The following is a 25,494-nucleotide window of genomic DNA, read 5'->3' as shown; positions in this document are numbered from 1 at the left end:
GCGTCGACGTCCCCCTGGCCCACCTGGACCGCCCGTTCGACTACCTCGTCCCGGCCGAGCTGGACGCCGACGCCGTCCCCGGCGTGCGCGTGAAGGTCCGCTTCGCGGGGCAGCTCGTCGACGGCTGGCTGCTGGAGCGGGCCGACGACTCGGGGCACACCGGCCGGCTGGCGTACCTGGAGAAGGTCGTCTCGCCCGAGCCGGTGCTCGCGCCGGAGGTCGCCCGGCTGGCCCGGGCGGTCGCGGACCGCTACGCCGGCAGCCTCGCCGACGTGCTCCGCCTCGCCGTTCCGCCCCGGCACGCCCGGGTCGAGAAGGACGTCCGCGCCCGCGCCGCCGCCCCCGCCGAAGCCCTCGCCGCGCCGGCCGGTCCCACCGCCGGCCCGGCCGAAGCTCTCGCCGTGCCGGCCGGTGCCTCTGGCATGCCGGACGCGGCGTCCGCCGGACCGGGCGGGGAGCCCGTCGCGTGGGACGGTGCCTCCGCCGCCCCCGACGAGGACCGGCCCGTCCACGCGGACCCCGCCCTGTCGGACGCGGGCCCCGCCGGGCCGGGCGGAGACCCCGCCGGGCCGGGCGTCGCCGCACCGGCGGGGGCCCCCGGCGGACAGCCGTCCGACCGGACCCCGGGCGCCCCGCCGGCCGGGCCCGGTCCCGACGCGTGGCGGGACTACCCGGCCGGGCCCGCCATGCTCCGGGCGCTCGCCGACGGGCGGTCCCCTCGGGCGGTCTGGTCCGCGCTGCCCGGGGAGGACTGGCCCGCCCGCTACGCCGAGGCCGTCGCCGCCACCGTGGCCGGCGGCCGGGGCGCGGTGGTGGTCGTCGCCGACAACCGCGACCTGGACCGCCTCGACGCCGCCCTGCGCGACGCCCTGGGCCCGGGCCGGCACGTCTGCCTCTCCGCCGCGCTCGGCCCCGCCCGGCGCTACCGGGCGTTCCTGGCGGCCCGGCGCGGCGACGTGGCGGTGGTGGTCGGCACCAGGGCCGCGATGTTCGCCCCGGTCGCCCGCCTCGGGCTGGTGGCGATCTGGGACGACGGCGACGACCTGCACGCCGAGCCCCGCGCCCCCTACCCGCACGCCCGGGAGGTGCTGCTCACCCGCGCCCAGCTCGGAGACGCCGCGGCCCTGGTGGGCGGATACACCCGCACCGCCGAGGCGCAGCTGCTGGTGGAGACCGGGTGGGCCCGCGAGGTGGTGGCCGACCGGGCCACCGTCCGGGCCCGGATGCCGGCCATCGCGCCCACCGGCGACGATCCGCAGCTGGCCCGGGACCCCGGGGCGGCCACCGCCCGGCTGCCCAGCCTCGCCTGGACCACCGCCCGGGAGGCGCTCCGGGCCGACCTGCCGGTGCTGGTCCAGGTGCCCCGCCGCGGCTACCTGCCCTCGGTGGCCTGCGCCGAGTGCCGCACCCCGGCCCGGTGCGCGCACTGCGCCGGGCCGCTCGCGCTGCCCTCCGCCGAGGGCACCCCCGCCTGCCGCTGGTGCGGCCGGGTCGCCGCCGCGTACGCCTGCCCGGAGTGCGGCGGACGACGGCTGCGCGCCTCCGTCACCGGCGCCCGGCGCACCGCCGAGGAGCTGGGCCGGGCCTTTCCCGGCGTGCCGGTGCGCACCTCCGGGCGGGAGGAGGTGCTGGCCGCGGTCCCGGGCGGCGCCGGCCTGGTCATCGCCACCCCTGGCGCCGAGCCGGTCGCCGAGGGCGGCTTCGGGGCCGTGCTGCTGCTCGACTCGTGGGCCCTGCTCACCCGGGCCGACCTGCGGGCGGGGGAGGAGGCGCTGCGCCGCTGGCTGGCGGCCGCCGCGCTGGCCCGGCCCGCCGCCGCCGGCGGTCGGGTGGTGGTGGTCGCCGACGGGGCCCTCGCCCCCGTGCAGGCCCTGCTGCGCTGGGACGCCGGCTGGTTCGCGGCCCGGGAGTTGGCCGAGCGGCGGGAGCTGGGCTTCCCGCCGGCGGTGCGGATGGCCAGCGTCACCGGCGTGCCGGCCGCGGTCGCCGACCTGCTGGCCGAGGCCCGGCTGCCGGCGGAGGCCGAGCTGCTCGGGCCGGTGCCGGCCGACGGGGAGCGGGAGCGGATGCTGGTCCGGGTCCCCCGGGCCCGGGCCGCCGCGCTGGCCGGCGCGCTGCACTCGGCGGCCGGGGTGCGCGCCGCCCGCAAGGCCGCCGACCCGGTCCGCCTCCAGGTCGACCCGCTGGCTCTCTTCTGACCGGCGGCCCGGGTGCTCCGGGGCCGGTCCCACCGCCCGGCCCGGCCCGTCGTCGCACGCCGTGTCCGGCGGTGCGTCGCCAGGCGGGTGATAGCATCGCCCGTCATGCCGGGGCGTACGACGGCTCCAGGTCACAGCGCGGCGCCAGACAGCGCCGGGCTGGAGGCGCAGGATCGCGCGACGATGGCGGGAGCGCGTCGGTTCGGCGCGATGTCGATGATGTCAAACAGCCGGTGATCAGGGGTGGACCAGTCGTGACCGTTCGTCAGTCGATCGTCTTCAATGGTGACCTCGGCAGCGGCAAGAGCACCGTCTCCGTGGAGATCGCCGAGCGGCTCGGCCTGCGCCGGGTCAGCGTCGGTGACCTCTACCGCCAGATGGCGCAGGAGCGGCAGATGACCGCGCTCCAGCTCAACCTGCACGCGGAGCTGGACCAGGCCGTCGACGGCTACGTCGACCAGCTCCAGCGGGACATCGCCGCCTCGGGTGAGAGCCTGGTCATGGACTCCCGGCTGGCCTGGCACTTCTTCACCGACGCGCTCAAGGTGCACATGATCACCGAGCCGGGCGAGGCGGCCCGACGGGTGCTCGCCCGCCCCTCCGGCCCGGCCGAGAGCTACGCCTCCATGGAGGAGGCCAAGGCCAAGCTGCGGGAGCGCAGCGAGAGCGAGCGGGGCCGGTTCATCGTCCGGTACGGGGTGGACAAGGCCCGGCTGCGCAACTACGACCTGATCTGCGACACCACCCGCGCCCCGGCGGCCGAGGTCATCGAGCACATCATCGACGCGTACGAGGGCCGGCTCTGCGCGGACGTGCTGCGCGACGCGCCCCCGCTGCTGCTGCTCGACCCCGCGCGGGTCTACCCGACCGAGGACATCGCCCACCTGCGCGACCTGTGGGACTCGGAGTTCGTCGGCGAGGTGGCCGCAACTGGCGACGAGGCGCTGGAACCCCTGCGGATCGGCTACACCGGCGAGTACTTCTTCGTCGTCGACGGGCACCGCCGCCTCAGCGCCGCCCTGCAGAACGGTTTCCGCCTGGTGCCGGCCCGGCTCGTCGCCGAGGTGGACGAGCCGGTGGTCGGCGGGATGAGCGCGGTGGACTACTTCGCCGCCCAGGCCCGGCCCGGCCTGATCCACGACTGGGAGGCCGCCCACTCCATCGAGCTGCCGCTGCCCGAGCACGCCCTGCTCGGCGGCGACGCGGTCCTGGCCGGGGAGCCGGGCACCGGCGTCTGAGCCGCCCGCCCCGCACCGCCGGGCACGGCACGCCGCCCGGGCCGGTCCTGGCCGCCCCGCCGCGGCACCGGGCCCGGCCGGTCCTGCGCGGCTACGGGAGCCTTCCGTGACCATCGACACGGAACCGCCGGCGTCGCGTCGCGGTACGCCGGCCGGGGCGGCCGGCGGCACTCCGTAGACTGGTACGGCACCAGTCCGCCCGCCGAAGGAGCCATGCCGAGTGACCGTCCAGCCCATCCGTCTGTTCGGGGATCCGGTGCTGCGCACGCCGGCCGATCCGGTGGTCGACTTCGACGTCGAGCTGCGCAAGCTCATCGCCGACCTGACCGACACGATGCGTGAGCAGAACGGCGCCGGCCTCGCCGCGCCACAGCTCGGTGTGGGCCTGCGGGTGTTCACCTTCGACGTCGACGACGTGGTCGGCCATCTGGTCAACCCGGTGCTGGAGTTCCCCGACGAGGAGGAACAGGACGGCCCCGAGGGGTGCCTGTCGATCCCGGGCCTCTACTTCGACACCAAGCGTCGGCAGAACGTGATCGCCAAGGGCTTCAACGGCTACGGCGACCCGATGCAGATCGTCGGCACCGGGCTGATGGCGCGCTGCGTGCAGCACGAGACCGACCACCTCGACGGGGTGCTCTTCCTGGACCGGCTGGACCCGGCCGGGCGCAAGGAGGCGATGAAGGCGATCCGCCAGGCGGAGTGGTACGACCCGGCCGCCCCGCCGACGGTCAAGGTCAACCCGCACGTCTCCGGCAGCCCTTTCGGTCTGGGTCGGTGAGCCCGTGCGCGTGATCTTCGCCGGCACGCCGGCCGTCGCCGTTCCCGCCCTGGCCGCCGTGGCGGCCTCCCGCCACGAGCTGGTCGCCGTGGTCACCCGGCCGGACGCCCCCGCGGGGCGCGGTCGCGGGCTGGTCCGCTCCCCGGTGGGGGCGTGGGCCGACGAGCACGGGATCGAGGTGCTCACCCCCGCCCGACCGCGTGAGCCGGAGTTCCAGGACCGGCTGCGCGAGCTGGCCCCCGACTGCGTCCCCGTGGTCGCCTACGGCGCGCTGGTGCCGCCGGCCGCCCTGGAGATCCCCCGCCACGGGTGGGTCAACCTGCACTTCTCGCTGCTGCCCGCCTGGCGCGGCGCCGCGCCCGTGCAGCACGCCGTGCTGCACGGCGACGAGCTGACCGGAGCGAGCGTGTTCCAACTGGAGGAAGGGCTGGACACCGGCCCGGTCTACGGCACCCTGACCGACGAGATCCGGCCGGCGGACACGTCCGGCGACCTGCTGGAGCGGCTGGCCCACTCCGGCGCCGGCCTGCTGGTGGCCGTCCTCGACGCGATCGACGACGGCACCGCCCGCGCCGAGCCGCAGCCCGCCGACGGGGTGTCGCTGGCGCCGAAGCTGACCGTGGAGGACGCCCGGGTGCGCTGGTCCGATCCCGCCTTCGCCGTGGACCGGCGGATCCGGGCCTGCACCCCGGCGCCCGGCCCCTGGACGACGTTCCGGGGGGAGCGCGTCAAGCTGGGCCCGCTCACCCCGGTGCCCGACGGCCCGGAGTTGAAGCCGGGCGAGCTGCTGGTGGAGAAGTCCCGGGTGCTGGCCGGCACGGCCACCACCCCGGTCCGGCTCGGCGAGGTCCGGGCGGCGGGCAAGCGGGCGATGCCCGCGACCGACTGGGCGCGGGGCGTCCGGGTCGCCGCAGGGGAGGAACTCGCGTGACCGGCCCTTCGGAACGACCCTCGGGCGACCGCTTCTCCACCGAACGCGACGACCGGGCCGGCGGTGACCGGTCCGGCGGTGACAGGTTCAGCAGCGACCGGTCCGGCGGCGACCGGTTCGGCGGGCGCGGCGAGCGTCCCTCGGGCGGTCAGCGCGGCGAGCGGCCGGCGCGGGGCGGCCAGTGGGGTGCGCGGGGTGGCGGTGACCGCCGCGACGGCGGCCGGCGTCCGGCCCGTCCGGCGGTGGACCTGCCCCGCCAGGCGGCCTACGAGGCGGTCGCGGCGGTGCACCGCGATGACGCGTACGCGAACCTGGTGCTCCCGTCGCTGCTGCGCGACGCGGGGCTGGTCGGCCGGGACGCCGCCTTCGCCACCGAGCTGACCTACGGCACGCTGCGCCACCTCGGCACCCTCGACGCGATCCTGAGCGACGCCGCCGGGCGGGACGTGCAGCGCATCGATCCGCCGGTGCGCGACGCGCTGCGGCTCGGGGCGTACCAGCTCCTGCACACGCGGGTGCCGGCGCACGCCGCGGTCTCCTCGACCGTCGACCTGGTCCGGGCGGTGGGTCCCGGCGCGACGGGCTTCGCCAACGCGGTGCTGCGCGAGGTCGCCGGCCGGGACGCCGACGCCTGGGTCGCCAAGCTGGCCCCGTCGGCGGAGAGCGACCCGATCGGGCACCTCGCCCTGGCGTACAGCCATCCGCAGTGGATCGTGCGGGCCTTCGCCGAGGCGCTCGGCGGCGACCTCGGCGAGACCACCCGGCTGCTCATCGAGGACAACGAGCGCCCGCCGGTGCACCTGTGCGCCCGGCCGGGGCTGGCCGACGCGGCGGAACTGGCCGACCAGGTCGGCGGTGCGCCGGGGGCTTTCTCCCCGTACGCGGTCTATCTCTCCGGCGGGGCGCCCGGCGACCTGCCGGCGCTCGCGCAGGGGCGGGCCCACGTGCAGGACGAGGGTTCCCAGTTGGTGGCCAACGCCCTGGCGGTGGCTCCGCTCGACGGCCCGGACGGGCGCTGGCTGGACCTGTGCGCCGGCCCGGGCGGCAAGTCCGGCCTGCTCGGCGCCCTCGCCGCCCAGCGGGAGGCGCGGCTGACCGCGGTCGAGGTCTCCGAGCATCGGGCCCGGCTGGTCGAGCAGGCCACCCGGGGCCTGCCGGTGACCGTGCTGAACATCGACGGCCGGACCGTCGGCGCGGACCCGAAGCTGCCGGAGGCGCACTTCGACCGGGTGCTCGTCGACGCGCCCTGCACGGGGCTGGGATCGTTGCGCCGCCGGCCGGAGTCCCGCTGGCGGCGCCAGCCCTCGGACCTGCCGCCGCTGACCCGGTTGCAGCGCGAGCTGCTCGCCGCGGCGCTGCGCGCGACCCGCCCGGGCGGGCTGGTCGCCTACGTGACGTGCTCTCCGCACACCGTGGAGACGCACGTGACGGTCACCGAGGCGGCGCGCCGCTCCGGGGTGCCGGTCGACTTCGTCGACGCCCGGCCGCTGCTGCCGGCGGGCATGCCCGGTCTCGGCGACGGGCCGACGGTGCAGCTCTGGCCGCACCGGCACGGCACCGACGCGATGTTCCTCGCGATGCTCCGCCGCACCTGAGCGGGGCACGGGACGCACTGCCCAGTCCTGCTCGGGGAACATCGAGGTGGGCGCGCCGGAGACCACCGGCGAGAAGAACACCGGCCCCGACCGGGGGCCGGTCCGGCGACGCCCGGGTCCGCCCCGGCGCACGACGCGCCGGGGCCGGCCCGGGCGCGCGTCTTTCCGCTGTCCCCACAACCCGCTCCGAGGTGGCATCATGTCGTCACCTATCGAGGAGCGTCCATGAAACGAAGAATCCTGACCGCTGGTCTCGCGCTCGCCGTCCTCACCGGCGGCGTGGCGACGCTGACCGTCGCGCCCGCGTCGGCGGCCCCGGCGCCGGCCGCCGGAGTGCTCGCGCCCGCCGCGCAGTCCCTGGCCGCGCCGGACGTCGCCGTGGCCAACGTCCAGGGCCACCTCACGCAGTTCCAGACCATCGCCACCCAGAACGGCGGCAACCGGCGCGCCGGCACCGCCGGCTACACGGCCTCCCTCACGTACGTCAAGACGAGGCTCCAGGCCGCCGGGTACACGGTGACCGAGCAGGTCTGCACCGACTGCACGTACCGGTCGAACAACCTGATCGCCGAGTGGCCGGGCGGCCCCGCCGACCAGGTCGTCATGTTCGGCGCGCACCTCGACGGCGTCTCCGCCGGCCCGGGCATCAACGACAACGCCTCCGGCTCGTCGGTGCTGCTGGAGAACGCGCTGGTGCTGGCCCAGCAGAACCCGACGATGACCAAGCGGGTCCGGTTCGCCTGGTGGACCGACGAGGAGCAGGGCCTCAACGGCTCGGACTTCTACGTCCGTTCCCTCAGCGCCACCCAGCGGGGCTACATCAAGGGCTACTACAACTTCGACATGGTGGGCTCCACCAACGGCGGCTACTTCATCAACCGGATCACCTCCGCCACCGCCGCGCCGCTGAAGGCGTACTGGGACTCGCTGAACATCCAGCCCGAGGAGAACGTCGAGGGTCAGGGCCGCTCCGACGACTACTCGTTCCAGCAGGCCGGCATCCAGACCTCCGGGTACGCCTCGGGGGCCAGCGCCCGCAAGACCTCGGCGCAGGCCGCCAAGTGGGGCGGCACGTCCGGCTCGGCGTACGACCCGTGCTACCACCGGTCCTGCGACACCACCTCGAACGTCAGCGCCACGGTGCTCAACCGCAGCGCCGACGGGGTCGCGTACGCCATCTGGCAGCTCGCCGTGGGCACGGCGACCAACGACTTCTCCCTCGCGGTGGCCCCGACGTCGGGTTCGGTGCAGCGCGGCGCGTCGACCACGGCGACGATCTCCACGGCCACCACCGCCGGCGCCGCCCAGACGGTCGGCCTCTCGGCGACCGGCGCCCCGGCGGGCGTCACCGTGTCGTTCAGCCCGTCGTCGGTCACCTCCGGCGGCTCCGCCACCATGACGCTCAGCGCGTCGGCCTCGGCCCCGGTGGGCACGTACACCGTCACGGTCACCGGCGCCGGCTCGGGCGGCGTCTCGCGCTCCGCCAGCTACACCCTGACCGTCGGTGGGGGTGGCGGTTGTGCCGGTGGGCAGGTGATCGGCAACGGCGGGTTCGAGAGCGGGACGTCGCCGTGGACGGCGACGTCGGGCGTCATCACCAACGACGCCGGCCAGCCGGCGCGCTCGGGTTCGTACAAGGCGTGGCTGCTGGGGTACGGCTCGACGCGCACGGACACGCTGTCCCAGTCGGTGACGATCCCGGCGGGCTGCTCCAGCTACACGCTGTCGTTCTGGCTGCACGTCGACACGGCGGAGACGTCGTCGAGCACGGCGTACGACCGGTTGGTGGTGCAGGTGGGAACCGCGATGCTGGCGACGTACTCGAACCTGAACGCGGCGGCGGGTTACGTGCAGCGGTCGTTCAACGTGGCCGGGTACGCGGGGCAGACGGTGACGCTGAAGTTCACCGGCACGGAGGACTCCTCGTTGCAGACCAGCTTCGTCGTCGACGACGTGACGCTCCAGGCCAGCTAGGCCGCCAGGGGCGGGGCGGTCACCGCGGTGGCCGCCCCGCTCAGGTGACCGGCAGGCCCTTCGTGCCGGCGCCCTTCATCGACCTGGTGAGGCTGCGGTCGCTGACCCACAGGAAGCACTGCACGCCCCGGTTGCCGTTGCGCCACTCCCGCTCGAAGGGGTGGTAGTAGATCGAGCCGGCCCGGTACTGCAGGTCGCCGTTGTCCGGCACCCTGGCGTACTTCGCGATCAGCGTCCGGCACGCCCGGTGCACCTTCAGGTTGTCCCGCCTGAAGGCGTCGTAGGTGGTGTCGGGGGCCTGCCAGACGCCGACGAACTCGGCGCGGTGCCTGCTGGTGCAGGGCACCGGCACCATCTCCCGCACGTCGTCGGCCCGCACCTTCGGGTTGAAGCAGCGGTGCGCGAGCGGGGCGGCGCCGGTCAGCGCGCCCTTGAGGCTGCCCGTCCGGGCCTTCGGGCTGGCCTCGTCGAGGCTGGTCTGCTCGCTCAGGTCGCAGCGGAACCAGCGGGCGCCGCCGCCCCACGCCTGCGGCGACGGCAGCACGACGCTCAGCCCGAGCCGGCCGGAACGCCAGTCGCCGCCGACCACCTCGCCGACCTTCGTGTCGCACTCGGCGCGGGCGACGCGCATGCCGGCCGAGCCGGCCGGCGGGGGCGTCGCGCGGTCCGCCGCCGCCCCGGTCAGCGTGCCGACGTGCACCGTCTCGGTGCGGTGCGACAGGGCGCAGTCGAGGGGGTGGTAGGCGGTGAGGTAGCCGACGTCCTGCACGCCGGCGTGGCACACCCCGGCGGCGGGGACGAACGCCTGCGGCGCGGTGGGCGCCGGCCAGTCGTCGGTCAGGTCACGGTCGGTGCCGGCCGGGGCTCCGCAACCGGCGAGCGCCAGGGCCGCCACCGCGCCCACCGTGGCCGCCGTCCACCACCGTCGCATCCCGACCTCCCGCCGTTCGTGGGCCGCACCCGGCGGCGGCCAGCGCGGCGGTCCCGCCGGCGCGGGGGCGGGCCGGACAACGCCACGGTGCGGCAGCATACGGCACCCGCGCTCGGCTCGCGGGGCCTGCGGCCGACGTCACCGTCCCTGATGGAGTCTCGCCGCGTCGCCGCCGTCCGGCGGGTCACGGACGGCCCTTCGTCCGGTTCCGCCGCGCCGGGAGGGCCAGTTCCGCACCAGTGGTCACCGCCGGGTCACCGGGTGTCCCGGTGGGTGGCGCGCTGCGGGCGGCGATCGGCCACGTTCGTACACTGGCCCGGTGACCGTACCGCCGCCGATCGTCGCGCCCAGCATCCTCGCCGCCGATTTCGCCCGCCTCGCCGAGGAGGTCCGCGCCGTCGAGAACGCCGCGGACTGGCTGCACGTGGATGTCATGGACAACCACTTCGTGCCCAACCTGACCATCGGGCTGCCCGTGGTGCAGAGCCTGCGGGCCGCCACCGAGCTGCCCTTCGACGTGCACCTGATGATCGAGGACCCGCGCCGGTGGGCACCCGGTTACGCCGACGCCGGGGCGTACAACGTCACCTTCCACGCCGAGGCGTGCGACGACCCGGTGGCCCTGGCCAAGGACCTGCGCTCCGCGGGTGCCAAGGCCGGGCTGGCGATCGACCGGGACACCCCGATCGAGCCGTACCTCGAGCTGCTGCCGAGCTTCGACACGCTGCTGATCATGACCATCAAGGCCGGCTTCGGCGGGCAGCGGTTCATCCCGCAGCTGCTCGACAAGGTGCGGGCGGCCCGCCGGCACGTCGACGCCGGGCACCTCGAACTGCGCATCGAGGTCGACGGGGGCATCGCCGCCGACACCATCGCCCAGGCGTCCGAGGCGGGGGCCGACGCGTTCGTCGCCGGCACCGCCGTCTACGGCGCCGACGACCCCGCCGAGGCCGTGCGGAAGCTGCGGGCACTCGCGGAGCGCGCCGCCCCCGGGGCCTGACGTGGAACCGGGCGCCGACCACCAGGACGTCATCCTCGTCGTCGACGACGACGAGGACATCGCGCGCTTCGTCGAGTTCAACCTCCGGCTGCACGGCTTCGAGGTGCTGCACGCCAGCGACGGGCAGGAGGCGCTCGAGGTCATCGAGCGCCAGCGCCCCGACCTGGCCGTGGTCGACCTGATGATGCCGCGGATCGACGGGCTGGAGCTGACCCGGCGGCTGCGCGCCGACCCGATGACCTCGGCCCTGCCGGTGATCATGCTGACCGCCAAGGGCATGACGGTGGACAAGGTGCACGGGCTCAGCGCCGGCGCCGACGACTACCTCGTCAAGCCCTTCGACACCGCCGAGCTGGTCGCCCGGGTCAGCTCCACGCTGCGCCGCAACAAGGAGTTCCGCGAGGTCTCGCCGCTTACCGGGCTGCCCGGCAACAGCCGGATCCGCCGGGAGATCTCCGACCGCGTCCGCAGCGGGGTCGACTACGCCGTCGGCTACATCGACATCGACCGGTTCAAGAGCGTCAACGACCGGTACGGCTTCGTCCGCGGCGACGACTTCATCTCCGCCCTAGCCCGCAGCCTGCACCGGGCGGTGGTCTCGGTGGGGCTGCCGCCGGCCTTCCTGGGCCACGTCGGCGGGGACGACTTCGTCATCGTCTGCGCCCCGGAGCAGGTCCGGCCGCTCACCTCCCGGGTCTCCGCCGACTTCGAGAAGGCCGCCGACTCGCTCTACGACCCGGTCGACGCCGCGCGCGGCTACGTGGAGCTGAAGGACCGCCGGGGCAACATCCGGCGCGCCGCCCTGGTCACCCTCTCGATCGGCGTCTCCCTCTCCGACTCCGGCAAGCGGTTCACCGACCCGTTGGAGGCGATCGCGGTCGCCTCCGAGATGAAGACGGTGGCCAAGAGCCAGCCCGGCTCGTACGTGGCGGTGGACCGGCGGCGCGGGGTTACCTGATTCGTGCGCTGTTGCTGTGAACTACCACGCCCGGGTGGCGCGACCCCCCGTCCGGCGTGTAACACTTCCCGTGTACCCACCACGCGCTGGCGGGACTCGGTGTAATTCCGAACCGGCGGTGATCCACGGCGTGACCGTGGTAAGCCCGCGACCCGGTCGGCCTCGTGCCGCCCGGTGGACCTGGTGAGAATCCGGGGCCGACGGTTGGGAGCGGGCAGACCCCGCCCCCAGACAGTCCGGATGGGAGACAGCGCGCGGGACGGACGGGCCCTGCCCGGCCGCTGACTTCAGCGTGCCGTGCGCGCCCCCCGGGGCGGCTCCGCCGTACCCGGACCTCCGCCGCCGCACGCTCGCGGCCCCATGCCGTTGCCTCCCGTCACCGCCCGCGCGTCGACCGCGAGTGAGAGGGCAGGGCATGGCCGGCGTCTCCGTCGACGAGGCGATGCGTCGCGCGGTGGAACTCGCCGCGCGCGGTCTCGGCACGACCAGCCCCAACCCGGTGGTCGGCTGCGTGCTGCTCGACGCCGACGGGCAGGTGGTCGGCGAGGGGTTCCACGCCTACGCCGGCGGGCCGCACGCCGAGATCGTCGCGCTGGCCCAGGCGGGGGAGCGGGCCCGCGGCGGCACCGCCGTGGTCACCCTGGAACCCTGCGACCACACCGGCCGCACCGGCCCCTGCAGCACCGCGCTGGTGCGCGCCGGCGTCGCCCGCGTCGTCATCGCCGTGCCCGACCCCAACCCGCTCGCCACCGGGGGCGCCGCCACGCTGCGCGCCGCCGGGATCCAGGTGGACACGGGGGTACGCGCGTACGAGGCGGAGGCCGGCAACGTCGCCTGGCTGACCTCGATGCGCCGGGGCTGGCCGTACGTCATCTGGAAGTTCGCCGCGACGCTGGACGGCCGGTCGGCGGCGGCCGACGGCACCAGCATGTGGATCACCTCCGAGGCCGCCCGGATGGACGTGCACGCGCTGCGCGGCACCGTCGACGCGGTCCTCGCCGGGGTGGGCACGGTCCTCGCCGACGACCCCCGGCTCACCGCCCGCAACCTGCGCGACGGCACGCTCGCCATCCGGCAGCCGCTGCGGGTGGTCGTGGACACCGACGGGCGTACGCCGGCCGACGCCCGGGTCCGCGACGGCGCGGCCCGCACGTGGATCGCCGCCGCGGCGGAGGTCGGCGCCGGGCCCGACGGTCGGGTCGACCTGCCGGCGCTGCTCGCCGCGCTGCACGGGCGCGGGGTCCGCGCCGCGCTGCTGGAGGGCGGCCCGAAGCTGGCCGGCGCCTTCCTGGCCGCCGGCCTGGTCGACAAGATCGTCGGCTACGTCGCGCCCCGGCTGCTCGGCGCCGGCCCGACCGCCCTGGTCGACGCCGGTGTGAACACCATCGCCGAGGCCATCGACCTGGAGTACGTCGACGTCACGCAGGTCGGACCCGACCTGCGGATCACCGCGCTGCCCCGGAAGAGGGAGGGCTGACATGTTCACCGGCATCGTCGAGGAGTTGGGTGAGGTCGTCCGGATCACCGAGACGGCGGGTGACTCGGCACTGGTCGCGGTCCGCGGCCCGCTGGTCACCTCGGACGCCCGGCACGGCGACTCGATCGCGGTCAACGGCGTCTGCCTGACCGTGGTCGACGTCTCCGACGGGACCTTCACCGCGGACGTGATGGGGGAGACGCTGCGCCGCTCCGCGCTCGGCGCGCTGCGGGCCGGCGACCCGGTCAACCTGGAGCGGGCCGCCACGCTGGGCAGCCGCCTCGGCGGGCACCTCGTGCAGGGGCACGTCGACGGCGTCGGCGAGGTGGTCGCCCGCGAGCCGGCCGCGCAGTGGGAGACCGTCCGGTTCCGGCTGCCCGCCGCCCTGACCCGGTACGTGGTGGAGAAGGGCTCGATCACGGTCGACGGCGTCTCGCTGACCGTCGCCGGGGTGGGCCCGGACTGGTTCGCGGTCGGGCTGATCCCCACCACGCTGAAGCTGACCACGCTCGGCGTCCGGCGCGTCGGCGACCCGGTCAACCTCGAGGTGGACGTGCTCGCCAAGTACGTCGAGCGGCTGCTCGACGCCCGGCTGGCCGATCCCGCCCTCCCGGTCGCCGGCCCGCCGGTCGCCGGCCCGCCGGTCGCCGGCCTGCCGGGGGTCGCCGCGCCGGGCGGAGTGGCCTGATGGGCCCGCTCGGGTGGCTGCTCGACGCGCAGGTCGACATCGCGGGCTCGCCGATGCTGGTCCGGGAGATCGTCGGCAACGGCTTCGGGCTGGCGTCCGCGCTGTTCGGCCTGCGCCGGCTGGTCTGGGCCTGGCCCGTCGGCATGATCGGCAACGCGTTGCTCTTCACCGTCTTCCTGGGCGGGGTCTTCGCCACCCCACAGGCGCACGACCTCTACGGGCAGGCCGGCCGGCAGGTCTTCTTCTTCTCGGTCAGCGTCTACGGCTGGTGGCGGTGGTCGCGCCACCGCCGCCGGGGCGGCGACGGCGACGGGGCCGCGGTGGCCCCCCGCTGGGCCACCGGCCGGGAGCGGCTGGGCCTGCTGGTCGCGGCCGTGATCGGCACCGCCGCGGCGTACCCGGTGCTCGCCGCCCTGGGCTCCTGGGGGCCGCTGCCGGACGCCTGGATCCTCACCGGCAGCCTGCTCGCCACCTACGGCATGGCCCGCGGCTGGGTGGACTTCTGGCTCATCTGGATCGCCGTCGACGCGGTCGGCGTGCCGCTGCTGCTGCGCGGCGGCTTCTATCCCTCGGCCGCCATGTACCTCGTCTACGGCGCCTTCTGCGCCTGGGGCCTGGTGACCTGGTGGCGCACCTCGCGGGCCGCCCGCCCGGTGCCCGCCCCGATCCCGTCGACCTACTCGGAGGCCGTGGCATGACCACCTTTGCGAGCATCGAGCAGGCGGTGGCGGACATCGCCGCCGGCCGGCCCGTCGTCGTGGTCGACGACGCCGACCGGGAGAACGAGGGCGACCTGATCTTCGCCGCCGAGCTGGCGACGCCGGAGCTGCTCGCGTTCATGGTGCGCCACACGTCCGGCTACATCTGCGCGCCGCTGACCGAGAGCGAGTGCGACCGGCTGGACCTGCCGCCGCAGCACCACACCAACCAGGACCGGCGCGGCACCGCGTACACGGTGACCGTGGACGCCCGGGAGGGCGTCAGCACCGGCATCTCCGCCGCCGACCGGGCGCACACCATCCGGCTGCTCGCCGACCCCGGCACCGGCCCGGCCGACCTGGCCCGCCCCGGGCACGTGGTGCCGCTGCGGGCCCGCGAGGGCGGCGTGCTGCGCCGGCCCGGCCACACCGAGGCCGCCGTCGACCTGACCCGGCTGGCCGGGCTGCGGCCCGCCGGCGTGCTCTGCGAGCTGGTCAACGACGACGGCACCATGATGCGGGTGCCGGACCTGGAGAAGTTCTGCGCCGAGCACTCCCTGACCCTGATCACCATCGCCGACCTGGTCGCGTACCGGCGGCGGACCGAGAAGCAGGTCGAGCGGGTCGCCGACGCCCGAATGCCCACCCGGCACGGTGTGTTCCGGGCCCTGGGCTACCGCAGCGAGCACGACTCGGCCGAGCACGTCGCCCTGGTCATGGGTGAGATCGGCGACGGGCGGGACGTGCTGGTGCGGGTGCACTCCGAGTGCCTCACCGGGGACGTGTTCGGCTCGGTGCGCTGCGACTGCGGCCCGCAGCTCGACGCCGCGCTGGGCCGGGTCGCCCGGGAGGGGCGGGGCGTGGTGCTCTACGTGCGCGGGCACGAGGGGCGCGGCATCGGGCTGCTGCACAAGCTCCAGGCGTACCAGCTCCAGGACGAGGGCCGGGACACGGTGGACGCCAACCTCGACCTGGGCCTGCCGGCCGACGCCCGCGACTACGGCACCGGCGCGCAGATCCTCTACGACATCGGGGTGCGCTCGATGCGGCTGCTCACCAACAACCCGGCCAAGCGCGCCGGCCTGGAGGGCTACGGGCTGACCGTCACCGGCCGCGAGGGGCTGCCGGTGCGGCCGCATCCGGAGAACGTGCGTTACCTGCGCACCAAGCGGGACCGGATGGGGCACCTGCTGGACGAGTTGGACGAGGTGACCGAGGCCCCGATGGGCCGCCCCGTCCTCGGCGACGAGATCGGAGCGTAGGCATGGCGGGTTTCGGTGAACCGGGCGTGACGGCGGTGGACGCCGCCGGGATGACCGTCGGCGTGGTCGCCGCGCGGTGGCACGGCGAGCTGACCGACCACATGCTGGAGCGGGCGGTCGCCGCGGCCGAGGCGTGCGGGGCCCGGGCGGTCACCGCCCGGGTGGCCGGCTCGGTCGAGCTGCCCGTGGTGGCCCAGGCCCTCGCGCGGCGCTGCGACGTGGTGGTCGCGCTCGGCGTGGTGGTCCGCGGCGCCACCGCCCACTTCGACTACGTCTGCCGCTCCGTCACGGATGGGCTGACCCGGGTGGCGCTGGACGAGGGCAGGCCCGTCGCGCACGGCGTCCTCACCGTCGACACCCTCGCGCAGGCCCGGGACCGGGCCGGGTTGCCCGGCTCCGCGGAGGACAAGGGCTGGTCGGCCACCGTCGCCGCCCTCGACGCCGCCCTGGCCATCCGCGCCCTCGCCAGCAACGGCCAGCGGGTCGGCTTCGGCGGCTGACCTTTCCCGGCGCGGGGACGCCCCCGTCGTGCGGGGCGGTCCCGGTCGGTGAGCGGGGCCTGACCCGGCGCGCCGGGGCCGTCGGGACGGCTGGAAGAATCGCGGCGTGAAGACGTTCGAGGAGTTGTTCGCCGAGCTGCAGGCCAAGGCCGCCGCGGGCACCCCCGGCTCGGGCACGGTCGCCGCGCTCGAGAAGGGCGTGCACTTCATCGGCAAGAAGGTCGTCGAGGAGGCGGCCGAGTCGTGGATGGCCGCCGAGCACGAGGGGCCCGAGCGCACCGCCGAGGAGATCTCCCAGCTGCTCTACCAGGTCCAGGTGCTGATGCTGGCCAGCGGTCTCGACCTGAAGGACGTCTACCGACATCTGTGAGTGCGCCCCGTCGTTGATCAGTTTCGATCGAAGGAGCACTCCGTCATGCTGCGTGTCGCCATTCCCAACAAGGGCACCCTGGCCGAGCCGGCCGCCCAGATGCTGCGCGAGGCGGGCTACCGCCAGCGCACCGACCCGAAGGACCTCGTCTGCCGGGACGAGGCCAACGACGTCGAATTCTTCTACCTGCGCCCGAAGGACATCGCCACCTACGTCGGCTCCGGTGACCTGGACCTGGGCATCACCGGCCGGGACCTGCTGATCGACTCCGGCGCCCCCGCCGAGGAGGTCGTCGACCTCGCCTTCGGCCGGGCCACCTTCCGCTTCGCAGCCCGCCCCGACGACATCGCCTCCGTACAGGAGCTGGGCGGGCACCGGATCGCCACCGCGTACCCGGGACTCGTCGAGCGGCACCTCGGGGAGCTGGGCGTCAAGGCCGAGGTGATCCGCCTCGACGGCGCCGTGGAGAACGCCGTACGGCTCGGCGTCGCCGACGTGGTCGCCGACGTGGTGGAGACCGGCGCCACGCTGCGCCAGGCCGGCCTGGTCGTCTTCGGCGAGCCGCTGCTGCGCTCGTCGGCGGTGCTGGTCCGCCGCGCCGCCGCCCCGACCCACCCGCAGTCCGCGCAGCTGCTGCGCCGGCTGCACGGGGTGCTGGTCGCCCGCCGCTACGTGATGCTCGCCTACGACGTGCCGGCCGGCCTGCTCGACCGGGCCAGCTCGCTGACCCCGGGCATCGAGTCGCCGACCGTCTCCCCGCTGCACCGCGAGGGCTGGGTGGCGGTGCAGGCGATGGTGCTCCGCGACGACGTGCACCGGATCATGGACGAGCTGTACGAGCTCGGCGCCCGCGCCATCCTGGTCACCAACATCCACGCCTGCCGGCTGTGACACGCCCGCCCACGGCGGCGGACGCCCCGGCACCGTCCCCGGCGTCGCGCGCCCTGCCGCCGTGGGCGGCGCTGACCCTGGTCGCCCTGGCCGGCGTCGCCTCGGCGGCCCAGGGCGCGGTCAACGCCGAGTTGGGCGTGCGGGCCGGCAACCCCACCCTGGGCGCGGTGGTCAACAACCTCGGCGGGGCGCTGCTGGTCGGCCTCGGGGTCCTGGCGCTGCCGTCGGCCCGCACCGGCCTGGTCGCGCTGCGCCGGGCCCGGCTGCCCTGGTGGGCGTACCTGGGTGGGCTCGGCGGCGCGGGCATCGTGCTGGCCGGCGCGTACATCGTGCCGGTGCTCGGGGTGGCGATCTTCACCATCGCCCAGGTCGCCGGTGGCAGCATCGGCGGGCTGGCCGTCGACCGGGCCGGGCTGGCGCCCGTGGGGCGGCTGGCGCTCACCCGGCCACGGGTCGCCGGGGCGCTGCTCGGCGTGGCCGCCGTGACGCTGGCCCAGCTCGGCCAGCCCGTCGGCGACCTCGCCCTCGGTCTGGTCCTGCTCGCCGTGGCCGGCGGGCTGGGGGTCGCGCTCCAGTCCGCGCTGAACGCGCGGGTCTCCGCCGCCAGCTCGGCCGCCGCCGGGATGGTGGTCAACTTCGCCACGGCCACGCCCGTCGTCCTGCTGGTCGCGGCGCTGGCCGGCGCCCTCACCGGGCCGGGCCCGACCTGGCCGGGCGACTGGTACCTCTACACCGGCGGCCTGCTCGGCGTCGTCATCGTGGCCGCCCTGCTGGTCGGGGTGCCGGTGGTCGGCGTGCTGCGGACCGGGCTGGCCCTGGTCGCCGGCCAGCTGGGCGGCGCGCTGCTGCTGGACGCGCTGCTGCCGGGCGGTCCCGGCCTGCGGCTGCCGGTGCTCGCCGGGGCGCTGCTCACCCTGCTGGCCGCCCTGGTTGCCGGCCGGGGGACCGCCCGGCGGGGCTCCGGGAAGGTCGTCCCGCCCCCGAGACGTGTGGCGACGCGGGAGCGGCCGGGGTCGGGTGGCAAACTGGTGGGGTGAGCGAAACCGAGTCCGTCCAGCTCCGCCCGCGCCGCATCCGACTGGTCTGCTGGATCTCCGCGGCCGTGCTGCTCGTGGTGTTCAGCCTGGTGGCCACCTCGCTGAGCGGTGCGACCGGCAACGGCTACGGCAGCTTCCAGCGGGGCGACCAGATCGCGATGGTCGGCCTCGGCGTCCTCGGCGCGCTCGCCTTGCTGATCTTCACCCGCCCCCGGGTCGACGCGAACGCGTCGGGGGTACGGGTGCGCAACGTCGTCGGCTCGTACGAGCTGCCGTGGGAGGTCGTCCGGGGGATCCGCTTCGACCGGGGCGCGCCCTGGGCCAGCCTGGAGCTGCACGACGACGACCTGCTGCCGATGGTCGCCCTCCAGGCCGCCGACAAGGAGCGGGCCGTCGAGGGGGTCCGCGCCCTGCGCCGGCTGCACCAGGCGCACCTGGCCCGGCTCGCCGAGGGCGCCGCCGGCCGCTGACCCGGGTGCCCGGTTGGGACGACGCCCGGGCGAGGGTGTAGTGTGGTCGAGTCGACCAGGCTGTCTCCGCGTGTGCGCAGTCGCGCCCATGTACACAGCCTTGAAAGAGGAGCGCCTGCTCCCACCCGAGTCGCCACCACGGCGGCCGGGTCCGGTCACCGGTTCCGGGCACGTCCCGGCGCCGGATGCGCGATCATGTGATCGTGCCGACCGGTCGAGCGGGCCCTGGCATGCGCCGGGGCCTTCTGCTTTCCAGGTCGGCTCCCACCCGGGAGCCGCGGGGTCGGCCACGCAGAGATCTTGACTCGAGGAGGCCCCATCAGCGTCGAACCACGCGTGAACGAGCAGATCCGGGCACGTGAGGTCCGACTGGTCGGCCCCGAGGGTGAGCAGGTGGGCATCGTCCCGCTGGAGCGCGCCCTTCAGCTGGCCGCGGACGTCGACCTGGACCTGGTCGAGGTTGCGCCGATGGCGCGCCCGCCGGTGTGCAAGCTCATGGACTTCGGCAAGTTCAAGTACGAGAGCGCACTCAAGGCGCGCGAAGCGCGGCGTAACCAGCAACAGACCGTCATCAAGGAGATGAAGCTCCGGCCGAAGATCGACCCGCACGACTACGAGACCAAGAAGGGTCACGTGGTGCGGTTCCTGAAGGCCGGCGACAAGGTCAAGGTGACGATCATGTTCCGCGGTCGCGAGCAGAGCCGTCCGGAGCTGGGCTACCGGCTCCTGCGCCGGCTCGAGTCGGAGATCTCGGAGCTGGGGTACGTCGAGGCCGCTCCCAAGCAGGACGGTCGAAACATGATCATGGTGCTCGCGCCGCACCGCGCCACGAAGGCCGCCGCGGTCGCCGCCACGGCCACCCGGGGCGGGCCGAGGGAGCGGGACGCCGAGGGCGCCCCGACCGGCGAGCCCGCAGCGGCCGGTGACACCGGCACAGTCGCCGACAACAGCGGCGAGTAACAGGGGAGAGACGTTCCACATGCCGAAGATGAAGAGCCACACGGGGATGGGCAAGCGGGTCAAGGTGACCGGCAAGGGCAAGATCGTTGCCCAGCAGGCCGGCCTCCGGCACAACCTGGAGAAGAAGCCCTCCACCCAGACCCGTCGGCTGACCGGCACCGTGGTGCTGGCCAAGGCCGATGTCAAGCGCATCAAGAAGCTGCTCGGCCGCTGACGCGCGCCACCTTACGTAACTAGGAGTTGAGATGGCACGCGTCAAGCGGGCTGTGAACGCCCAGAAGAAGCGCCGTACCCTGCTGGAGACCGCGAGCGGCTACCGCGGTCAGCGCTCCCGCCTGTACCGCAAGGCCAAGGAGCAGGTGCTGCACTCGATGCAGTACGCCTACCGGGACCGTCGCGACCGCAAGGGCGACTTCCGGCAGCTGTGGATCCAGCGGATCAACGCGGGCGCCCGCGCCAACGGGATGACCTACAACCGCCTGATCCAGGGCCTGCGCCTGGCCGGCATCGAGGTCGACCGCAAGATCCTGGCCGACCTGGCCGTCAACGACGCCGCCGCCTTCGCGGCGATCGTCGAGCTGGCCCGGGCCGCGGTCGCGGCCGAGGGCACCGGCGGCGCGGCGGCCCAGGCCGCCTGATCCCCGCGCACCAGCAGATCGAGGCGTCTCCCATGCAGTCACCATCGCGCGGGAGACGCCTCGACGCTGTCTCCGGCCCCTTCACCCCGCGTACGCCCCGGGTGGTCGCCGCCCGCCGGTTGCAGCGCCGCCGGGACCGCGAGGCCGCCGGGCGTTTCCTGGCCGAGGGGCCGCAGGCGGTCCGGGAGGCCCTGGCCCGCCCGGGGGTGGTCGCCGAGCTCTTCGGTACGCCCGCCGCCCTGGACCGGCACGCCGACCTGGCCGCCGTCGCGGCCCGCGCCGACGTGCCCGTCTCCGAGGCGACCGACGAGGCGCTCGCCGCGCTGGCCGAGACCGTCGCCCCGCAGGGCCTCGTCGCCGTCTGCCGCCACCTCGACGTGCCCCTGGACCAGGCCCTGGCCGGCGGGCCCCGCCTGGTGGCCGTGCTCGCCGAGATCCGCGACCCGGGCAACGCCGGCACCGTGCTGCGCACCGCCGACGCGGCGGGCGCCGGCGCGGTGGTCTTCGCGGGCGAGGCCGTCGACCCGTACAACGGCAAGTGCGTGCGGGCGTCGGCCGGCAGCCTCTTCCACGTCGACGTGGTCCGCGCGCCCGATCCGGTGGACGTGGTCGCGGCGCTGCGCGCCGCCGGGCTCGCCGTGCTCGCCACCACCGGCTACGGCGAGGACGACCTCGACGACCTCGCCGACGCCGGGCGGCTCGCCGCCCCCACCGCCTGGCTCTTCGGCTCGGAGGCGCACGGCCTGCCCGAGGCCCTCACCGCCGCCGCCGACGCCCGGGTCCGGGTGCCCCTGCACGGGCGTGCCGAGAGCCTGAACCTGGCTGCGGCCGCCGCGGTCTGCCTGTACGCTTCAGCGAGAGCACAGCGGCGGCCGTGACCCGGCCGCCCCAAGGCACGGACCAGGGGAGAGCCTCCGCCCATGAACGCGCCACGGCGTTCGTTTAGCCAGCCCGCCGGTGTCGGCGGGCGGCGGGCCTGACCTGCTCTCCGCACAACTCCCACCGGCGGGCTGCGGCACAGCCGCGCGTCCGTAGACTCGCTTCGCCGCCCGTGAGGGCTGGCGCCGCCGTGAGGGAGTGCCCGTACGCCATGAGCTACCGCAACGATCCGTACGACCCGAAGCAGGTCGCCCTGCTCGACCCGGCCGCCCTGGCCGAGGCCGTCGCCGCCGCCGAGAAGGCGTTCGCCGAGGCCGGTGACCCGGACGCGCTGACCGCGCTGCGTCCGGCGCACCTCGGCGACCGGTCCCCGGTCTCGCTGGCCCGCCGCGAGATCGGCGCGCTACCGCCGGCCGCCAAGTCCGACGCCGGCAAGCGGGTCAACGAGGCCCGCCGCGCCATCGAGGCCGCGTACGCCGCCCGCCAGGAGGTCCTGGAGGGAGAGCAGGCGCAACGGGTGCTGGTGGAGGAGCGCGTCGACGTGACGCTGCCCCACGACCGGCGGCCCCGGGGTGCCCGGCACCCGATCAGCACCCTGATGGAGCAGATCAGCGACCTCTTCGTCGGCATGGGCTACGAGGTGGCCGAGGGGCCCGAGGTCGAGCTGGAGTGGACCAACTTCGACGCGCTCAACATCCCCGCCGACCACCCGGCGCGCGGCCTGATGGACACCTTCCACGTCGCCCCCGCCGACGCCGCCGGCGGGGCGGGCGGGTCGGGCCTCGTCCTGCGGACCCACACCTCGCCGGTGCAGGCGCGCACCATGCTGACCCGCACGCCGCCGATCTACGTGATCGTGCCCGGCCGGGTCTACCGCACGGACGAGCTGGACGCCACCCACGCGCCGGTCTTCCACCAGGTGGAGGGCCTCGTCGTGGACAGGGGCATCACCATGGCGCACCTGCGCGGCACCCTGGACCACTTCGCCCGGGCGATGTTCGGCGAGGGCGCGAAGACCCGCTTCCGGCCGCACTACTTCCCGTTCACCGAGCCGTCCGCCGAGTTCGACGTGTGGTTCCCCGAGCACCGCGACGGCCCGCGCTGGGTCGAGTGGGGCGGTTGCGGCATGGTCAACCCGCGGGTGCTGCGCGCCTGCGGCATCGACCCCGAGGTCTACTCCGGATTCGCGTTCGGCATGGGCATCGACCGGACGGTGATGTTCCGGCACGGGGTCAGCGACATGCGGGACATGGCCGAGGGCGACGTGCGGTTCACCCGCGCGTTCGGGACCGGGGCGTAGGCGATGCGGGTACGAGTCACGGAGACGGTGGTCTGAGTCATGCGAGTTTCTGTCAGTTGGCTGCGGGAGTACGTCGACCTCCCCGCCGACCTGCCCACCGGGGACCTGGAGCAGGCCCTGGTCGACCTCGGCATCGAGGTCGAGTCCGTGGTGGACCTGCGGGAGACCGTCACCGGTGCGCTGGTGGTCGGCGAGGTCCTCCAGATCGAGGAGCTGACCGGCTTCAAGAAGCCGATCTGGTTCTGCCGGGTCGACGTCGGCGACGCCAACGGCACCGGCGAGCCGCAGGAGATCGTCTGCGGGGCGCGCAACTTCGTCCCCGGCGACCGGGTCGTGGTGATCCTCCCCGGCGGCGTGCTGCCCGGCGGCTTCGCCATCGGCGCGCGCAAGACGTACGGGCGCAACTCCCACGGCATGATCTGCTCGGCCAAGGAGCTGGGCCTGGGTGACGACCACGACGGCATCATCGTGCTGCCCGGGGACACCCCCGCCAAGCCGGGCGACGACGCGCGGCCCGTCGTCGGGCTCGACGACGTCGTGGTCGAGGTGGAGATCACCCCCGACCGGGGGTACGCGATGAGCGTCCGCGGCCTGGCCCGGGAGCTGTCGCACGCCCTGGGCGTGCCGTTCCGCGACCCGGGCCTGGCGCCCGCGCCCGGCGGCACCGACTCGCCGGCGTACCCGGTCGAGGTGCGCGACACGGTCGGCTGCGACCGGTTCGCCGCCCGCCTCGTGCGCGGCGTCGACCCGACGGCGCCGACCCCCGAGTGGATGCAGCGGCGGCTCACCGTCGCCGGCATCCGCAACATCTCGCTGCCGGTCGACATCACCAACTACGTGATGCTCGAGCTGGGCCAGCCGATGCACGCCTTCGACGCCGACCGGATCGCCGGGCCGCTGGTGGTCCGCCGCGCCGAGGCGGGGGAGAAGCTCACCACCCTGGACGGGGTCACCCGCGCCCTCGCGCCCGAGGACATGGTGATCTGCGACGACACGGGCCCGATCTCGCTGGCCGCCGTGATGGGTGGCGAGACCAGCGAGGTCGTCGCCGGGACGACGAACGTGCTCTTCGAGGCCGCCCACTGGGACCCGGTGATGGTCGGGCGCACCGCCCGCCGGCACAAGCTGTTCAGCGAGGCGGCGAAGCGGTGGGAGCGGGGCGTGGACCCGGCCCTGCCGCTGGTCGCCGTCGCGCGGGCGGTCCGGCTGCTCACCGAGCACGCCGGTGGCGCGGCCGGGGACGAGATCCTCGACATCGACCACGTCCGGCCGCGTACCCCGGTCGTGCTGCCGGCCGACCTGCCGACCCGGCGGGTCGGCGTGAGCTACCCGCCGGCGCGGGTGGCCGCCCTGCTGGAGCAGGTCGGCTGCACGGTCGCCCGGGGCGCGGACCGGCTGGCCGAGGACCCGGGCGAGGTCGGCGTGGCCGCCGGCACCGGCGGCGCGCTCAGCGTCACCCCGCCGAGCTGGCGGCCCGACCTGACCGACCCGGCCGACCTGGTCGAGGAGGTGGTCCGCCTCGACGGGTACGACCGGGTGCCGTCCGTGCTGCCGACCGCGCCGCCCGGCCGCGGCCTGACCTGGCAGCAGCGGCGCCGCCGGGCCGTGGCCCGGTCGCTCGCCGAGCGGGGGTACGTGGAGGTGCTCGCGCACCCGTTCGTCGCCCCCGGGCTGGCCGACCAGCTCGGCCTGCCGGCCGACGACCCGCGTCGGCGGGCGGTGCGGCTGGCCAACCCGTTGTCGGAGGAGGAGCCGCTGCTGCGCACCATGCTGCTCGGCCCGCTGCTCGGGATCGTCAAGCGCAACCTCGGCCGGGGCCAGCGCGACCTCGCCCTCTACGAGATCGGCGCGGTGTTCCACCCGCGCCCCGGCGCCGGCCGCCCGCCGGCGATGGGCGTGGACCGGCGACCCACCGACGAGGAGTTCGCCGCCGCCGACGCGGTGGTGCCCGACCAGCCCCGGCACGTCGCCGTCGTCCTGACCGGCGACGTCGAGCCGGCCGGCTGGTGGGGCGCGGGCCGCCCGGCCGGCTGGGCGGACGCCGTGGAGGCCGGCCGGGAGGTGCTGGCCGCCGCCGACGTGCCCGCGGAGCGGATCGAGGTCCGGGCCGCCGAGTACGCCCCCTGGCACCCCGGCCGGTGCGCCGAGCTGCTGGTCGACGGCACGGTGGTCGGGCACGCCGGCGAGCTGCACCCGACGGTCGTGGCGGCACTGGAGCTGCCCCGGCGCACCAGCGCCATGGAACTCGACCTGGACGCGCTGCCGGCCGCCCCGGTGGCGTCCGCGCCGGTCGTCTCGGGCTTCCCCCCGGCGCTGATCGACGTGGCGCTGGTCGTCGACTCCTCGGTGCCCGCGGCGCAGGTGCAGCAGGCCCTCGTCGAGGGCGCCGGCGGGCTGCTGGAGGGGGTGCGCCTGTTCGACGTGTACGCCTCGGAGCAGCTGGGGGCGGGCCGCAGGTCGCTGGCGTACAAGCTCACCTTCCGGGCCCCGGACCGGACGCTGACCGTGGAGGAGGCGGTGGCCGCCCGGGACGCGGCGGTCGCCCGTGCCGCGGAGCGCTTCGGCGCCACCCTGCGCGGCGCCTGAGCGACGACGAGGGCCCCTTTCCGCCGGTGCGGAAGGGGCCCTCGTCGCTGCCCGGCTGGCGTCAGCGGGTGACCGGTGCCGCATCCGATTCTCATGCAGTGGAGCGTATGAACTTGCAGTGCCGGATCGCCG

24 protein-coding genes and 1 riboswitch are annotated in these 25,494 nt (G+C 75.4%); of the genes, 23 read left to right on the top strand and 1 reads right to left on the bottom strand.

Annotation, left to right across the window (positions count from 1 at the left end):
* Window positions 1-14: 14 nt before the first annotated feature.
* From ACSNN9_RS02880 to ACSNN9_RS02855, 6 genes are all read left to right on the top strand, one after another.
* Window positions 15-2,198, top strand: coding sequence for a primosomal protein N' (locus ACSNN9_RS02880; RefSeq protein ID WP_436671084.1), 2,184 nt, complete (start codon window positions 15-17; stop codon window positions 2,196-2,198).
* A gap of 254 nt (window positions 2,199-2,452) precedes the next feature.
* Complete coding sequence (locus ACSNN9_RS02875; protein ID WP_436671052.1) at window positions 2,453-3,436, top strand: AAA family ATPase; 984 nt, start codon at window positions 2,453-2,455, stop codon at window positions 3,434-3,436.
* Window positions 3,437-3,656: 220 nt separating this feature from the next.
* Window positions 3,657-4,217 carry a peptide deformylase gene (gene def / locus ACSNN9_RS02870; RefSeq protein WP_358090139.1) on the top strand — a complete coding sequence of 187 codons (561 nt, stop codon included), beginning with the start codon at window positions 3,657-3,659 and terminating at the stop codon, window positions 4,215-4,217.
* 4 nt (window positions 4,218-4,221) lie between these two features.
* The gene (gene fmt, locus ACSNN9_RS02865; protein WP_436671051.1) at window positions 4,222-5,148 is read left to right on the top strand and encodes a methionyl-tRNA formyltransferase; all 927 of its coding nucleotides are present in this window, start codon (window positions 4,222-4,224) and stop codon (window positions 5,146-5,148) included.
* Window positions 5,145-6,743 (top strand): transcription antitermination factor NusB, encoded by a 1,599-nt coding sequence (locus tag ACSNN9_RS02860; RefSeq protein ID WP_436671050.1) that lies wholly within the window; start codon window positions 5,145-5,147, stop codon window positions 6,741-6,743. Before fmt ends, ACSNN9_RS02860 begins: the two co-directional genes overlap by 4 nt.
* A 225-nt stretch (window positions 6,744-6,968) precedes the next feature.
* Window positions 6,969-8,717, top strand: a complete 1,749-nt coding sequence (locus ACSNN9_RS02855; protein WP_436671049.1) for a M28 family peptidase — start codon at window positions 6,969-6,971, stop codon at window positions 8,715-8,717.
* Between the two features lie 40 nt (window positions 8,718-8,757).
* On the opposite strand, the gene ACSNN9_RS02850 is transcribed toward ACSNN9_RS02855, so the two are convergent.
* Window positions 8,758-9,648, bottom strand: coding sequence for a septum formation family protein (locus ACSNN9_RS02850; RefSeq protein ID WP_436671048.1), 891 nt, complete (start codon window positions 9,646-9,648; stop codon window positions 8,758-8,760).
* Between the two features lie 319 nt (window positions 9,649-9,967).
* On the opposite strand from ACSNN9_RS02850, the gene rpe reads away from it, so the two are divergent.
* From rpe to pheT, 17 genes are all read left to right on the top strand, one after another.
* Complete coding sequence (rpe, locus tag ACSNN9_RS02845) at window positions 9,968-10,648, top strand: ribulose-phosphate 3-epimerase (protein ID WP_436671047.1); 681 nt, start codon at window positions 9,968-9,970, stop codon at window positions 10,646-10,648.
* A gap of 1 nt (window position 10,649) precedes the next feature.
* A complete protein-coding gene (locus tag ACSNN9_RS02840; RefSeq protein WP_436671046.1) occupies window positions 10,650-11,606 on the top strand; it encodes a GGDEF domain-containing response regulator in 957 nt (318 codons plus the stop codon).
* 81 nt (window positions 11,607-11,687) lie between these two features.
* Window positions 11,688-11,862: riboswitch (FMN riboswitch) on the top strand.
* 159 nt (window positions 11,863-12,021) lie between these two features.
* Window positions 12,022-13,083, top strand: coding sequence for a bifunctional diaminohydroxyphosphoribosylaminopyrimidine deaminase/5-amino-6-(5-phosphoribosylamino)uracil reductase RibD (ribD, locus tag ACSNN9_RS02835; protein ID WP_436671045.1), 1,062 nt, complete (start codon window positions 12,022-12,024; stop codon window positions 13,081-13,083).
* Window position 13,084: 1 nt separating this feature from the next.
* Window positions 13,085-13,771, top strand: coding sequence for a riboflavin synthase (locus tag ACSNN9_RS02830; protein ID WP_436671044.1), 687 nt, complete (start codon window positions 13,085-13,087; stop codon window positions 13,769-13,771).
* On the top strand, window positions 13,771-14,469 hold the full coding sequence (gene pnuC, locus ACSNN9_RS02825) for a nicotinamide riboside transporter PnuC (RefSeq protein ID WP_436671043.1): 699 nt from the start codon (window positions 13,771-13,773) through the stop codon (window positions 14,467-14,469). The genes ACSNN9_RS02830 and pnuC overlap by 1 nt, the downstream gene beginning before the upstream one ends.
* Complete coding sequence (locus tag ACSNN9_RS02820) at window positions 14,466-15,731, top strand: bifunctional 3,4-dihydroxy-2-butanone-4-phosphate synthase/GTP cyclohydrolase II (protein WP_436671042.1); 1,266 nt, start codon at window positions 14,466-14,468, stop codon at window positions 15,729-15,731. Before pnuC ends, ACSNN9_RS02820 begins: the two co-directional genes overlap by 4 nt.
* A 2-nt stretch (window positions 15,732-15,733) precedes the next feature.
* On the top strand, window positions 15,734-16,231 hold the full coding sequence (gene ribH, locus ACSNN9_RS02815; protein WP_436671041.1) for a 6,7-dimethyl-8-ribityllumazine synthase: 498 nt from the start codon (window positions 15,734-15,736) through the stop codon (window positions 16,229-16,231).
* Window positions 16,232-16,337: 106 nt separating this feature from the next.
* Window positions 16,338-16,601 (top strand): phosphoribosyl-ATP diphosphatase, encoded by a 264-nt coding sequence (locus tag ACSNN9_RS02810; protein WP_088947482.1) that lies wholly within the window; start codon window positions 16,338-16,340, stop codon window positions 16,599-16,601.
* Window positions 16,602-16,646: 45 nt separating this feature from the next.
* Entirely contained in the window at window positions 16,647-17,492 is an 846-nt protein-coding gene (gene hisG, locus ACSNN9_RS02805) for an ATP phosphoribosyltransferase (protein ID WP_357872539.1), read from the top strand.
* Window positions 17,489-18,529 carry a DMT family transporter gene (locus ACSNN9_RS02800; protein WP_436671040.1) on the top strand — a complete coding sequence of 347 codons (1,041 nt, stop codon included), beginning with the start codon at window positions 17,489-17,491 and terminating at the stop codon, window positions 18,527-18,529. Before hisG ends, ACSNN9_RS02800 begins: the two co-directional genes overlap by 4 nt.
* A complete protein-coding gene (locus ACSNN9_RS02795) occupies window positions 18,526-18,999 on the top strand; it encodes a PH domain-containing protein (protein WP_436671039.1) in 474 nt (157 codons plus the stop codon). The genes ACSNN9_RS02800 and ACSNN9_RS02795 overlap by 4 nt, the downstream gene beginning before the upstream one ends.
* A gap of 336 nt (window positions 19,000-19,335) precedes the next feature.
* Window positions 19,336-19,959: a translation initiation factor IF-3 gene (gene infC / locus ACSNN9_RS02790; RefSeq protein ID WP_436671038.1), complete on the top strand. Its 624-nt coding sequence runs from the start codon at window positions 19,336-19,338 to the stop codon at window positions 19,957-19,959.
* A 19-nt stretch (window positions 19,960-19,978) separates the two neighbouring features.
* A complete protein-coding gene (gene rpmI / locus ACSNN9_RS02785; RefSeq protein WP_007458415.1) occupies window positions 19,979-20,173 on the top strand; it encodes a 50S ribosomal protein L35 in 195 nt (64 codons plus the stop codon).
* A 31-nt stretch (window positions 20,174-20,204) separates the two neighbouring features.
* On the top strand, window positions 20,205-20,597 hold the full coding sequence (rplT, locus tag ACSNN9_RS02780) for a 50S ribosomal protein L20 (RefSeq protein ID WP_030335718.1): 393 nt from the start codon (window positions 20,205-20,207) through the stop codon (window positions 20,595-20,597).
* Window positions 20,598-20,629: 32 nt separating this feature from the next.
* Window positions 20,630-21,475, top strand: coding sequence for a TrmH family RNA methyltransferase (locus ACSNN9_RS02775; RefSeq protein WP_436671037.1), 846 nt, complete (start codon window positions 20,630-20,632; stop codon window positions 21,473-21,475).
* Window positions 21,476-21,687: 212 nt separating this feature from the next.
* The gene (gene pheS / locus ACSNN9_RS02770) at window positions 21,688-22,776 is read left to right on the top strand and encodes a phenylalanine--tRNA ligase subunit alpha (protein ID WP_436671036.1); all 1,089 of its coding nucleotides are present in this window, start codon (window positions 21,688-21,690) and stop codon (window positions 22,774-22,776) included.
* Between the two features lie 39 nt (window positions 22,777-22,815).
* Window positions 22,816-25,362 carry a phenylalanine--tRNA ligase subunit beta gene (gene pheT, locus ACSNN9_RS02765; RefSeq protein ID WP_436671035.1) on the top strand — a complete coding sequence of 849 codons (2,547 nt, stop codon included), beginning with the start codon at window positions 22,816-22,818 and terminating at the stop codon, window positions 25,360-25,362.
* Window positions 25,363-25,494: the final 132 nt, after the last annotated feature.

It is taken from the genome of Micromonospora sp. URMC 107 (genome assembly GCF_051386315.1).
Lineage (GTDB): Bacteria > Actinomycetota > Actinomycetes > Mycobacteriales > Micromonosporaceae > Micromonospora.
The sequence above is the reverse complement of the archived record's forward strand: the minus strand, read 5'-3'. Positions and strand labels throughout refer to the sequence as shown.